Source organism: Streptomyces sp. NPDC002809 (assembly GCF_040295435.1).
Taxonomy (GTDB): Bacteria; Actinomycetota; Actinomycetes; order Streptomycetales; family Streptomycetaceae; genus Streptomyces.
The window spans coordinates 20,718-33,946 of record NZ_JBEOVJ010000087.1; the positions used below are offsets into that span (position 1 = coordinate 20,718).

Sequence of the window (13,229 nt, forward strand, 5' to 3'; positions counted from 1 at the left end):
CTTCACCGTCGCACCCGTTACGTCACACAGCACCCCCACTTCGGTCGGCGCAGCTCTCGCACACCCTTCGCGCCCTGCACCTGCCATGCATCTGTATGTCATATGCATGACAAGTTCCCCTTCCTCCCCCTCACACACCGGAAGGGAGAGTCATGGACTCCCCACGCCGTACGCGGCGCCTGCTGCACTCCGTACTCTCGGTTCTCACTCTTGCCCTGGTCACGACGGCCCTCGCGGGCGGCGGCGGACCCGCATCCGCGTCCACCGCCCCGATGGCGGACGCGGCGGTGGCCGCCGCGGCCACGACGTTCGCCGACGAGTTCGACGGCGCCGCCGGCTCGGCGGTGAACGGCAGCAAGTGGCAGATCGAGACCGGCGACAACGTCAACAACCACGAGCGGCAGTACTACACGGCGGGCAACAGCAACGCCGCGCTGGACGGCCAGGGGCATCTGGTCATCACCGCGCGCAAGGAGAACCCGGCCAACTACCAGTGCTGGTACGGAACCTGCCAGTACACCTCGGCACGACTCAACACCTCCGGGAAGTTCACCCAGACCTACGGTCACGTCGAGGCGCGGATGAAGATCCCGCGCGGGCAGGGCATGTGGCCTGCCTTCTGGATGCTCGGCGACGACATCGGGCAGGTCGGCTGGCCCAACTCCGGCGAGATCGACATCATGGAGAACGTCGGCTTCGAGCCCTCCACGGTCCACGGCACCCTGCACGGTCCCGGCTACTCCGGCTCGGCCGGAATCGGCGCCGGGTACACGCTCCCGAACGGACAGGCCTTCGCCGACGACTTCCACACCTTCGCCATCGACTGGGCGCCCGACTCGGTCACCTGGTCCGTCGACGGCAACGTCTATCAGCACCGCACGCCCGCCGACACCGGCTCCAACACCTGGGCCTTCAACAAGCCCTTCTTCCTCATCCTCAACCTCGCCGTCGGCGGCTACTGGCCGGGCGACCCCGACGGCAACACGTCCTTCCCCCAGCAACTCGTGGTCGACCACGTGCGCGTCACCACCAGCGACACCCAGCCGGCAACGGGCGGACCGATCACGGGCCTGGCCGGCAAGTGCGTGGACGTCGCCGCGGCGGCCACCGCCAACGGGACCCCGGTGCAGCTCTACGACTGCAACGGCTCCAACGCCCAGCGGTGGAGCGTGAACGCGGACGGCACGATCCGTGCGCTCGGCAAGTGCCTCGACGTGGCGTCGGGCGGAACCGCCGACGGCACGGTCGTGCAGTTGTGGGACTGCAACGGATCGGCGGCCCAGCGCTGGGCCGTGAGCGGGGCGCGCGACATCGTCAATCCGCAGGCGGACAAGTGCCTGGACGTCAGCGGAAACAGTTCCGCCAACGGCACCCGAATCCAGATCTGGACCTGCTCCGGCACCGCCAACCAGAAGTGGACGGTGAGCAGTTGATGAGCCGTCATCTGCTCGGCAGGTTCGCTCCCGCCGTGCGGAGCCTGCTCGGAGCCGGGGCCGCCGCGGCGCTGCTGGCCGGTCTGACCGGATCACCCGCCCTGGGTGCCGCCGCGGCGACCGGGCAGATCACGGGACTGGCCGGCAAGTGTATGGACGTGGCCGGGGCGAGTTCCGCCAACGGCACTCCGGTGCAGCTCTACGACTGCAACGGAAGCAACGCCCAGCAGTGGGACGTCGGCTCGGACGGGAGCGTCAGGGCTCTGGGCAAGTGTCTCGACGTGACATCGGCCGGGACGGCGGACGGCACCGCGGTCCAGCTGTGGGACTGCAACGGCTCCGCGGCCCAGCGCTGGACCGTCACCGCGGCGCGCGACATCGTCAATCCGCAGGCGGACAAGTGCCTGGACGTCACCGGCAACAGCTCCGCCAACGGCGCCCGGCTCCAGATCTGGACCTGCACGGGCACCGCCAACCAGAAGTGGACCGCACCCGCCGGGGGAGGGGACCCTGCGCCGCCCGCCGGCGCGATGGCCGTCGCCCCGTACCTCTACAACGGCTGGGGCAGCCCGCCCAGCCCGGTCACCGTCATGAACGCCACCGGCGTCAAGTGGTTCACCCTCGCCTTCGTCCTCAGCAACGGCTACTGCAACCCGCAGTGGGACGGCGGCAGGCCGCTGACGGGCGGGGTCGACCAGCAGACCGTCAACACCGTCCGGGGCGCGGGCGGCGACGTGATCCCGTCCTTCGGGGGCTGGAGCGGCAACAAGCTGGAGAGCTCCTGCTCCAGTGCGGGTGAGCTGGCCGCCGCGTACCAGAAGGTCATCAACGCCTACGGGCTCAAGGCAATCGACATCGACATCGAGGCCGAGGCGTACGACAGTGCCACCGTCCAGCAGCGCACCGTCGACGCGCTGAAGACGGTCAGGGCCGACAATCCCGGGCTCAAGGTCTACGTCACCTTCGGCACCGGACAGAACGGCCCCGACGACAGCCTGATCCGCAGGGCCGCCTCGTCCGGGCTGACCGTCGACAGCTGGACGATCATGCCGTTCAACTTCGGCGGGGCGGGCCGGAACATGGGCGCCCTCACCGTCAGCGCGGCCGAGGGGCTGAAGAACACGGTCAAGAGCTCCTACGGCTACTCGGACGACCAGGCCTACCGGCACACCGGCATCTCCTCGATGAACGGCATCACCGACAACAGCGAGGCCGTGACCGTCGCGGACTTCCGCACCATTCTCGGGTACGCGCAGCAGCGGCACCTCGCACGGCTGACCTTCTGGTCGGTCAACCGCGACCGCCCGTGCATGGGCGGCGGCGCCGACACCTGCTCGGGCGTCGCTCAGCAGCCCTGGGACTTCACGAAGGTGTTCGCCCAGTACGCCGGCTGACCGGCACCCCCGAGGGCGCTGCGAACCCAGGAAACCCAGGCGAACCCAGAAATCTCGGGAACCCAGGCGAACCCAGAAAACCCAGGCGAACCCGGTAACCATCCGGCGGCCCCTTGGTGCTTGTGCACCAAGGGGCCCTATTCGTCGTTTATCCCCGCGCTCGCCGCCCGAGTCGGCGTTTGATCCGGTATCCCACCCGGGTGTGCGCATCGTGTGTGCGGCCGTTATCCGATCGTCAGTAAAAACCGTCCGGTATGTGGGCACCCCCCTTGCCTTGCGGACTGTATGCGAAATACGGTCTGCGATATTCCTTGATCACCCCCTGGCGGGAGGTAGGCCCTCGTGCGCCGAAAAGCGGTTGCCCTGGTGGCGGTTGCATTGGTGTCCCTCACCTCGGGCTGCGCGTCGCTGCAGTCATCGGCGACCGAGGTCGGCGGTGTACGGAAAACCGACGACCGGCCCGTACGCGACGGCGGGACACTCACCGTCGCTCTCAACTCGGACCCGGACAAACTCGACCCCACGCTCGCCCAGACCCTCGTCGGCCGTACGGTCTTCGCGGGCATGTGCGAGAAGCTCTACGACATCGACGAGGACGGTGTGGTCGTGCCGCAGCTCGCTGCCGCACTGCCCACCACCTCGGCCGACGGCCGCACCGTCACCCTGAAGGTGCGCCGCGACCTGAGGTTCAGCGACGGCACCCGGCTCGACGCCGCGGCCGTCGTCACCTCGCTGCTGCGGCACCGGGATCTCCCCGGATCCGCCCGCGGCACGGAGCTCGCCCCCGTCACCTCCATCGAGGCCGCCGGCCCCGACACGGTACGGATGAAGCTCGAGCAGCCCTACGTACCGCTCACCGGCGTCCTCGCCGACCGGGCCGGGATGGTGATGTCACCGACCGCGCTCAAGAAGTACGGGAAGAACTTCACCAACCATCCTTCCTGCGTCGGCCCCTTCCGCTTCGTCGAGCGGGTCGGCGGCGACCGGATCGTGCTGAAGAAGGACCCGAACTACTACGACGCGGACAAGGTCCACCTCGACGGGGTCGTCTACAAGCCCATCCCCGACGGCAACGTCCGGCTCGCCAACCTGCGCTCCGGCGACCTCCAGGTCGGCGACCAGATGGGCCCCATCGACGTACAGAGCGCCCTCACCGAGCCGAAGCTCCAGCTCTTCAACTCACCCTCGCTCGGCTACCAGGGCATCGGCCTCAACGTCGGCAACGTGAACGGCCTCGGACAGAAGCCCGGGAAGCTCGACACCCCGATCGCCCGGGACGTCCGCGTCCGTGAGGCGTTCGAGCTCGCGATCGACCGCGACACCCTCAACGAGGTCGTCTTCCAGGGCATGTACGAACCGGCCTGCGGCCCCATCTCGCCGCAGTCCGCCATCGCCCCCGGCGTCAAGCCCGAGGACTGCCCGAAGCGCGACATCGCCAAGGCGAAGAAGCTGCTGAAGGAGGCGGGCGTGAAGACCCCGCTCAGGATCGAGCTGAAGACCTCCACCACCCCCGAGCAGGGGCGGGTCGGCCAGGTCCTCCAGGCCATGGTCAAGGAGGCCGGTTTCGACCTCTCGCTGCGGCCCACCGAGTACGCCACCATGCTCTCCGAGACCGACGCCGGACACTACGACGTCTTCACCAGCGGCTGGTCCGGCCGGCTCGACCCCGACGGGAACGTCTCCAACTTCCTCAAGACGGCCGGAGCCATGAACGCCTACGGCCTCGGCGACCCCGGGATCGACAAGCTCATCGCCGAGGGCCGCACCGTCGCCGACCCGGCGCGGCGCACCGGGATCTACGACGAACTCACCCGACGCGTGCAGGACGCCCACACGCTGATCTACCTCTACCGGCAGAAGAACTACGTCGTCGCCACCAAGGACGTCGCGGGCATCCGCGTCTACGGCGACGGTCTGGTCCGCGTCACGACTGCGGGGTACACCCGATGACGAAATACCTGCTGACGCGTTTGCGTCAGTCCCTCATCACGCTCTTCCTGGTCTCGGTCGTGGTGTTCGCCGGCATCCGGGCGCTGCCCGGCGACCCCGCCCTCGCCCTGGCCGGTGAGGAGCGAAGCCCCGAGGCGCTCGCCGCGATCCGTGAGGCGTACGGCCTCGACGACAACATCGTCGTGCAGTACGCCCGCTTCATCGGCCACGCCCTCACCGGCGACCTCGGCACCTCCTCCCGGACCGGGCTGCCGGTCGCCGACGCCATCGGGCAGGCCCTCCCGGTCACACTGGAACTGGCCGCGCTCTCCCTGCTGCTCGCCGTCGTCCTCGGTATCGGCGCCGGAGTCGTCGCCGCGGTGCGGCGCGGGAAGCCCGAGGAGTGGATCGCCAACGTCATCGCGCTGATCGGCCTCTCCATCCCGACGTTCTGGCTCGGTATCGTGCTGGTACTCGGATTCGCCATCGCCGTACCGGTGTTCGCCGCCTCCGGATACGTTCCCTTCGGTACGGACCCGGTCGACAACCTGCGCCGCATGGTGCTGCCCGCGATCGTGCTCGGCTCCGGGCTCGCCGCAGTCGTGATGCGCCAGACCCGGGCGGCGATGCTCGACTCGCTCTCCGCCGACTATGTGCGGACCGCCCGCGCCAAGGGACTGTCGAAGCGGTCCGTCGTCGGCGGGCACGCCCTGCGCAACTCGCTCGTCACCGTCGTGACCGTGCTCGGGCTCCAGCTCGGCCACCTGATCTCCGGCGCCGTCGTCACCGAGCAGATCTTCGTCCTGCCCGGCTTCGGCAAGCTCACCATCGACGCCGTCTTCACCCGTGACTACGCGACGCTGCAGGCCGTGGTGCTCTGCACCTCCGCCGCGTACATCCTCATCAATCTGCTGGTCGACGTGGTCTATTCGGTCATCGACCCGCGCATCCGGCTCGGAGGTGCCCGGTGACCACAGCGACCCCAGCGCTCCCCACCGTCTCGCAGCCCGCGAAGAAGCGGACCGGCGGCGGAAGGCTCCGCGCCCTGCGCAGGAACCGACTGGCCATGACCGGTGGAATCATCGCCGCCGTCTTCATCCTGGTCGCGCTCCTCGCTCCGCTGATCGCCCCGTACGACCCCTCCCAGCCGGACTTCGGGAACGTCCTGGCCGAGCCCGGTGGCGCCCACTGGCTCGGCACCGACGACCTGGGACGCGACCAGCTCTCCCGCATCGTGTTCGGTGCGCGCGCCTCCATGCAGGTCGGCCTCGTCGCCGTCGTGCTGGCGTTCGTGATCGGCGTACCGCTGGGGCTGGTCGGCGGCTACTACGGGAAGTTCGCCGACGGCGCGATCTCCCGGCTCACCGACACCATGCTGGCGTTCCCCTTCCTGGTGCTCGCCGTCGGTCTTGCCGCGATCCTCGGCCCCTCGCTGACGAACGCGACGATCGCCATCGGCATCTCGCAGATCCCCGCCGTCATCCGCATCACCCGGGCCGAGACACTGCGGCTCAAGCACGTCGACTACGTCGGTGCGGCGATCGCCAACGGCGGCGGCGACGGGACCGTGCTCTTCCGGCACATCCTGCCCAACGCCACCTCCGCGCTGATCGTCCAGGCGACCGTCGGCATCCCCGCCGCCATCATCGGCGAGGCGCTGCTCAGCTTCCTCGGCCTCGGGGTCCAGCCGCCCGACCCGTCCCTCGGCGTGATGCTCTCCGGCGCCCAGTCCTTCCTGGCCCCCGCGCCCTGGCTCGCCGTCTTCCCCGGCCTGGCGATCGTCGCGGCGACCCTGGCCTTCAACCTGCTCGGCGACGGACTGCGCGACGTCCTCGACCCCCGTGGAGGGACCCGATGACCGAGACCGTTCTCGAACCCGTACGGGGACGGGTGGGTGAGCCCGTCCTGAGCGTCCGCGACCTGTCGGTCTCCTTCCGCTCCGACACCCGCACCGTGCACGCCGTCGACGGCGTCTCGTGGGACCTGCACCCCGGCGAGGTCCTCGCCGTCGTGGGGGAGTCGGGGTGCGGCAAGTCCGTCACCTCCATGGCCGTGATGGGGCTGCTGCCGCCCACGGCACACATCGGCGGCTCCATCCGCCTCGGTGGCCGCGAACTGGTCGGCGCACCGGAGAAGGAGCTCCAGAAGATCCGCGGCAAGGACATCGCGATGATCTTCCAGGAGCCGATGACCTCACTGAACCCGGTCCTCACCATCGGCCGGCAGATCGGCGAGGTGCTCCGCAGGCACCAGGGGCTGAGCCGGAAGGAGGCCAGGGAGCGGTCCGTCGGCCTCCTCGACCTGGTCGGCATCCCCGCCCCGCGCAGCCGCATCGACGAGTACCCGCACCAGCTCTCCGGCGGCATGCGCCAGCGCGTCATGATCGCGATCGCCGTCGCCTGCGACCCCTCGGTCCTCATTGCCGACGAACCGACCACCGCACTCGACGTGACCGTGCAGGCAGGCATCCTCGAAGTCCTCCAGTCGCTGCGTGAACGGCTCGGCACCGCGATCGTCCTGGTCACCCACGACCTCGGCGTCGTCGCCGACGCGGCCGACCGGGTGCTCGTCATGTACGCCGGCCGCTCCGTCGAACAGGCCCCCGTCCACGACCTGTTCGCCACTGCCCGGCACCCGTACACCCGGGGCCTGCTCGGCGCGGTCCTGCGGCCCGGCGGCGAGGGCAAGCGCCGGCTGCCCGAGATCCCCGGCCTGGTGCCGAGCCTCGACAGCCAGCCCGACGCCTGCACCTTCGCGCCGCGGTGCAGCCGGGCCGACGACAGCTGTACGGGCGGCCGCCCCGGCTTCGGGCCCGTCGGCCCGACTACGGGGACGGACACCGCCCACGGGGCCGCGTGCTGGCACCCGTACGCAGCCGACGAGGCGTCCGACACCCTCACTGCCACCCCCGCCACCGAGCCCGCGCGAACCGACCAGGAGGCCGGAAAGTGACCGCAGCACAGACCGTCCCCGCCCCGCGCGACAGCGCCCGGGGCGCCACGGACCAGCAGCACCCCGTGCTGCGGATCGACTCGATGGAACGGCACTTCGCCGCATCGGGCGGCGGCACCGTCCGCGCGGTCGACGGCGTCTCGATCACCGTCGGCCGCGGGGAGGTCGTCGGCCTGGTCGGGGAGTCCGGCAGCGGCAAGTCGACCGTCGGCCGCTGCGCCGTACGCCTCGACGAACCCACCGGCGGCACCGTCCACATCAACGGCACGGACATCTCCCACCTGTCCCGCCGTGCCCTGCGCCCCCTGCGCAAGGACTTCCACCTGGTCTTCCAGGACCCCTCGTCCTCGCTCGACCCGCGCATGACCATCGGCCGGATCATCGCCGAACCCATCAAGCTGCACCGCAGGGCCCGCGGAGCCGCCGTCCGCGAGCGCGTCGAGGAACTGCTCGCCCAGGTCGGACTGCGCCCCGAACACGCCGACCGGCACCCTCACGAGCTCTCCGGCGGCCAGCGCCAGCGCATCTCCATCGCCCGCGCGCTCTCCTGCGACCCCGATCTCGTCGTCGCCGACGAACCGACCTCCGCGCTCGACGTCTCCGTGCAGGCGTCCGTCCTCAACCTGCTCGCCGATCTCCAGCGCGACCGGGGCTTCGGCTGCCTGTTCATCACCCACGACCTGGCGGCGGTCGAGTTCCTCGCCGACCGGATCGCCGTGATGTACCTCGGCCAGATCGTCGAACAGGCCCCCACCGCCGAGCTGTTCGCCGCCCCGAAGCACCCCTACACCCAGGCGCTGCTCTCCGCGGCGCCCGTGCCCGACCCGGTGCTCCAGCGGTCCCGCGAGCGCATCGTGCTCCACGGCGAGCTGCCCAGCCCCCTCGACCCTCCGCCCGGCTGCCGCTTCCACACCCGCTGCCCGCTCGCCACCGAACGGTGCCGCACCGAGGTCCCCGACCTGCGCGAGCTGCCCGGCGGCCGGCAGGTCTCCTGCCACCTCGTCGACGACGACGGAACGGCGCCGGACGCGGCCGCCTGACCACCACCTGTCCCGGAGTCCGGGCACCGTTCCCGGGGCCCGGCTCCCGTACGTACGATCCGCACCACACGACGGACCACAGAAACTCAGCACGTCGCAGCAAGGAGCAGCATCCGTGTTCACCACCCGGCCCACCCTCCAGGGCACCTTCGGCATGGTGTCCTCCACCCACTGGCTCGCCTCGCAGTCCGCGATGGCGGTCCTGGAGGACGGCGGCAACGCCTACGACGCCGCCGTCGCCGCCGGATTCGTCCTGCACGTCGTCGAACCGCACCTCAACGGTCCGGCCGGCGAGGTGCCGATGATCCTGGCGCCCCACGACGGGGACGTCCGGGTCCTCTGCGGCCAGGGCCCCGCCCCGGCCGGCGCCACGGTCGCCCACTACCGCTCGCTCGGCCTCGACCTGGTCCCCGGCACCGGACCGCTCGCCGCCGCGGTGCCGGGAGCCTTCGACGCCTGGATGCTGCTGCTGCGCGACCACGGCACCAGGACCGTCGCCCAGGTGCTGCGCTACGCCATCGGCTACGCCGAGGACGGCCACGCACCCGTCGAGCGTGTCTGCCAGACCGTGGAGACCGTGCGCGAGCTCTTCGAGACCGAGTGGCAGACCTCCGCCGACGTCTACCTCCCCGGCGGCAAGGCCCCGAAGCCGGGCGAGCTGTTCCGCAACCCCGCCCTCGCCGCGACCTGGCGCCGCCTGATCGCCGAGGCCGAGCAGGCCGGCGGCGACGACCGCACCGCGCAGATCGAGGCCGCCCGCGCGATCTGGCGCGAGGGCTTCATCGCCGAGGCCCTGGTCCGCCGGGCCGCCGTCCCCACCATGGACACCAGCGGCACCCGCCACACCGGCACCCTCGCCGCAGCCGACCTGGCCGGCTGGTCCGCGTCGTACGAGGCCCCCGCCACGTACGACTGGAACGGCTGGACGCTCGCCAAGGCCGGCGGCTGGAGCCAGGGCCCCGCCTTCCTCCAGCAGCTCGCCCTGCTCCCCGCCGAGCTGCCGCGGTACGGCTCCGCCGAGTACGTCCACCTGCTCATCGAGGGCTGCAAGCTCGCCATGGCCGACCGGGAGGCCTGGTACGGCGACGCCACCGACGTACCGCTCGACACGCTGCTCTCCGAGCCGTACAACGCCGCCCGCCGCGCCCTGATCACCGACGATGCCTCGCGCGAGCTCCGCCCGGGCAGCCCCGACGGCCGTACCCCCGTCCTCAGCGAGCACGCCCACGCCGTCGCCGCCGGCGAGTCAGGCTTCGACGCCATGGGCATACCGGCCGCCGGAGTCGGTGAGCCGACGGTGGCCAAGGACGGCGCGACCCGCGGCGACACGTGCCACGTCGACGTCGTCGACCGCTGGGGCAACATGGTCTCCGCGACCCCCAGCGGGGGCTGGCTCCAGTCCAACCCGGTCGTGCCCGAGCTCGGCTTCCCGCTCGGCACCCGCCTCCAGATGGCCTGGCTGGACGAGGGCCTGCCGAACTCCCTCACGCCCGGCCGCCGCCCGCGCACCACCCTCACCCCGTCCCTCGCCCTGCGCGACGGCGTCCCGGTGATGGCGTTCGGCACCCCGGGCGGCGACCAGCAGGACCAGTGGCAGCTGCACTTCTTCCTCGCTGTCGCCCTGCGCGCCGAGGTCCGCGGCGGCCTCGACCTCCAGGGCGCCATCGACGCCCCGAACTGGCACAACGACAGCTTCCCCGGCTCCTTCTTCCCTCGCGGGATGCGCCCTGGCAGCGTCACGGTCGAGGGGGGCATGGACCCGGAGGTAGTCGCGGAGCTGCGCCGGCGCGGTCACGACGTCACGGTCGGCGACCCGTGGTCCGAGGGCCGGATGTGCGCGGTCGCCCGCGACCCGGAGACCGGGGTGCTGTCCGCGGCGGCGAACCCGCGGGGCATGCAGGGGTACGCGGTCGGGCGCTGACCGGCCACCGGCCGGTCACGCCCCCGTCATGACCAGGTCGTCGGCGTCCGGGCGGCCCGTGCTTAGCTGGGGGCATGATCGATGACTTCCTTGCCGGGGACCTGACCGAGGTCGAGGCGGCGGTCCGCGCAGCGGCCGCCGCCGAGATCATGCCGCGCTACCGGCAGCTCGCCGCTCACGAGATCGTCGAGAAGAACGGCCCGCACGACCTCGTGACCACCGCGGACCGGCTCGCCGAGGAACACCTCACCGCGTCCCTGAGCCGCCTGCTGCCCGGCTCCGTGGTCGTCGGCGAGGAGGCGGTCCACGCCGACCCGAAGGTGTACGAGGCGCTGAGCGGGGAGGCTCCCGTGTGGATCGTCGACCCGGTCGACGGCACCCGCCAGTTCGTCCGCGGCGAAGCGGGGTTCTGCACCCTGGTCGCCCTGGCCCACCGCGGCGAGCTGCTGGCCTCCTGGACGTACGCCGCCGCCCTGGACGAGATGGCCGTCGCGGTCCGCGGCCTGGGGGCCACGCTCAACGGCGCTCCGATACGCTCCGGCTCACCCGTGCCCGACGCCGTGCTGCACGTGGCGATGTCGCACCCCGACTACACCACCGACGCGCAGAAGCAGGCCCTGCTCGGGCTGCGCACCGAAGGCATCGACGCCCGCCCCTGCGGTTCGGCCGGCCTCGAATACCTCGCCGTCGCCCGCGGCGACCTGGACGCGCTCGCCTTCAACTGGGAGTACGCCTGGGACCACGCGGCGGGGCTCCTCCTGGTCACCGAGGCGGGCGGTGCCCAGGCCACGCTGTCCGGCGCGCCGTTCCGTATAGCGGGCGGCAACGACCTGCCCTTCACCGCGGCCCGCGACCGTGGGACGGCCGAGCGCATCCTGACCGCGCTGCGCGCCGGGGCCTGAACAGGCGGGTTCCTCAGGCCAGCAGGGTGCGGGTCAACGCGGCGAGACGTTCGCGCGCCCGGGGGTCGTACGCCTGCTCATGGGCGGCAGTCTCCGTGAACCGGTCGAAGTAACGGCCGCTGACCTCCGCCAGGGCGGGGTCGGTGATCAGCCGCACCGTCGGACGGACGCCCTCCGCCACGGGGACCGCGGGAGTCAGCCCGTCCGCCCGCACTCCCTCCGTGTCCATCAGGCGGGCCGGGTGCAGGGCGTTGAACGTGACCCCGCTGCCGGGCGTCTCCGTGGCGGCCAGGTCGAACGTCGACATGATCATCGCCAGTTTGCGCTCACGAGCATGGGAATGACCGCCGGCGACCGCCTCGGCGCAGACACCAAACGTGCCGAGCAAGCGCTCATGGCAGCCAAGAGCGCCGCGCTGAAGGGTGCCGACCTGAGCGTCGCGCAGTACGCGGCCCTGTTCGCGCTCGCCGGCAACCCCGGGATGTCAGGGGCGGCCCTGGCGAGGGCGTGCCTGGTGACACCGCAGGCGATGGCGGCGGTGCTCAAGCACCTGGAGGAACGCGGACTGATCGTCAGGTCCGTGCATCCGTGGCATCAGAAGATGCTGGAGACCCGTCTGACCGAGGCCGGGGCGCGGACGCTTGCACAGGCCGACGAGCAGGCGGTGCGGATCGAACGCCGGATCGCGGACGAGTTCACCCCGCAGGAGCGCGACACCCTGCGCGAACTGCTCGCCCGCTGTGTCACGGCCATCCAGCGGGACTGAGCCCCTTGGCCCCTTCGTCGGCCCGGCCGTTTCTTCCGGACCGGCCGCAGGGGCCGGATGTCGCTGCTGCGCGGGAGAGCCCGGGGAGTGACGCGGGGTCAGGGGTGGCGAGCCGGGCGGCCGAGTCGCTGCTGGCGCCGGTCCACCCGCAGACCGCTGAGGTGCGGCGGCCGGGAGGCGGCGCGGTGGCCGTGCCCGTCGAGCGTCCGGGCGGTAGCCGGTTGACCGGTTGCTGATCTCGTCGACCGTCCATCGCCCGAACTCGTCGAGCACTCACCCCTGCCGTGGGCGGCCTCGAACTGCGTACTCGTATGACGGCCGATTCGCCCTTCGCTTCGGGCGGCGGTTCCGGCCGGAGTCATGCCCGCAGGCCTGACCGCCGGCATCTCCTTGCCTGTCCGGCATGACGGACGGTGCGTTGCCGGTACCGCCGAGCCCGTCAATCAGCCGGAGGCCGAACTCGCGGAGCGAACCCCCGGCCGGGAACCGTGTCCTCGCGCCAGTACCTCAGGACGGTCGGTCCCCTGCGCGATATCGAGCCGCACCGCGGCGACCGGTCAGGTGACGGGGTCCATCCCGAAGACATGCGCCTCGAAGGCGGTTGCCGCGGGTGGGCATGCACCGAACCGGCGGGAGAGAGAAGGCGGTTCCTCGGATGTGACTCTGCGGAAGACGGGATCTTCGAAGTCCGCGGGGCGGCAGACGAAGGCCGGTTCGGTGAAGGCCGGTTCGGTGAAGGCCGGTTCCGGATCGTGGTGACAGGTGATGCCGGCCCCCTGAGGGCTGTCCCGTAATCGGTGGTGGATCAGCGCGCGGCGTCGGATGCGGTGCATCGCAAGGCGGAGGAGCGTCCGCATACTGGATGTATTCGGACGTTCCGACAACGCGGCGA

At 71.2% G+C, this 13,229-nt stretch carries 11 protein-coding genes and 1 pseudogene; 10 read left to right on the forward strand and 2 right to left on the reverse strand.

What is annotated here, in order from left to right; genetic code table 11:
* The first annotated feature begins 152 nt into the window (after positions 1-152).
* From ABT025_RS33240 to ABT025_RS33280, 9 genes are all read left to right on the forward strand, one after another.
* Entirely contained in the window at positions 153-1,433 is a 1,281-nt protein-coding gene (locus ABT025_RS33240; RefSeq protein ID WP_351002372.1) for a ricin-type beta-trefoil lectin domain protein, read from the forward strand.
* Positions 1,433-2,827: a ricin-type beta-trefoil lectin domain protein gene (locus ABT025_RS33245; protein ID WP_351002373.1), complete on the forward strand. Its 1,395-nt coding sequence runs from the start codon at positions 1,433-1,435 to the stop codon at positions 2,825-2,827. Before ABT025_RS33240 ends, ABT025_RS33245 begins: the two co-directional genes overlap by 1 nt.
* Before the next feature lie 366 nt (positions 2,828-3,193).
* On the forward strand, positions 3,194-4,777 hold the full coding sequence (locus ABT025_RS33250; protein WP_351002374.1) for an ABC transporter substrate-binding protein: 1,584 nt from the start codon (positions 3,194-3,196) through the stop codon (positions 4,775-4,777).
* Entirely contained in the window at positions 4,774-5,727 is a 954-nt protein-coding gene (locus ABT025_RS33255) for an ABC transporter permease (protein ID WP_351002375.1), read from the forward strand. The genes ABT025_RS33250 and ABT025_RS33255 overlap by 4 nt, the downstream gene beginning before the upstream one ends.
* Before the next feature lie 74 nt (positions 5,728-5,801).
* Positions 5,802-6,614, forward strand: coding sequence for an ABC transporter permease (locus ABT025_RS33260; protein ID WP_351002382.1), 813 nt, complete (start codon positions 5,802-5,804; stop codon positions 6,612-6,614).
* Complete coding sequence (locus tag ABT025_RS33265; protein WP_351002376.1) at positions 6,611-7,708, forward strand: ABC transporter ATP-binding protein; 1,098 nt, start codon at positions 6,611-6,613, stop codon at positions 7,706-7,708. Before ABT025_RS33260 ends, ABT025_RS33265 begins: the two co-directional genes overlap by 4 nt.
* 83 nt (positions 7,709-7,791) lie before the next feature.
* Positions 7,792-8,748, forward strand: coding sequence for an ABC transporter ATP-binding protein (locus ABT025_RS33270; protein WP_351002383.1), 957 nt, complete (start codon positions 7,792-7,794; stop codon positions 8,746-8,748).
* A 115-nt stretch (positions 8,749-8,863) separates the two neighbouring features.
* Positions 8,864-10,669 (forward strand): gamma-glutamyltransferase family protein, encoded by a 1,806-nt coding sequence (locus ABT025_RS33275; protein ID WP_351002377.1) that lies wholly within the window; start codon positions 8,864-8,866, stop codon positions 10,667-10,669.
* Between the two features lie 74 nt (positions 10,670-10,743).
* The gene (locus ABT025_RS33280) at positions 10,744-11,571 is read left to right on the forward strand and encodes an inositol monophosphatase family protein (protein ID WP_351002378.1); all 828 of its coding nucleotides are present in this window, start codon (positions 10,744-10,746) and stop codon (positions 11,569-11,571) included.
* Positions 11,572-11,584: 13 nt separating this feature from the next.
* On the opposite strand, the pseudogene ABT025_RS33285 reads toward ABT025_RS33280, so the two are convergent.
* A pseudogene (locus ABT025_RS33285) lies at positions 11,585-11,893 on the reverse strand (3-oxoacyl-ACP reductase); the annotation flags it as partial.
* Between the two features lie 72 nt (positions 11,894-11,965).
* On the opposite strand from ABT025_RS33285, the gene ABT025_RS33290 reads away from it, so the two are divergent.
* Positions 11,966-12,337 (forward strand): MarR family winged helix-turn-helix transcriptional regulator, encoded by a 372-nt coding sequence (locus ABT025_RS33290; RefSeq protein ID WP_351002379.1) that lies wholly within the window; start codon positions 11,966-11,968, stop codon positions 12,335-12,337.
* Positions 12,338-12,894: 557 nt separating this feature from the next.
* Here ABT025_RS33290 and ABT025_RS33295 read toward each other — a convergent pair.
* Complete coding sequence (locus ABT025_RS33295) at positions 12,895-13,194, reverse strand: hypothetical protein (protein ID WP_351002380.1); 300 nt, start codon at positions 13,192-13,194, stop codon at positions 12,895-12,897.
* Between the last annotated feature and the right edge of the window lie 35 nt (positions 13,195-13,229).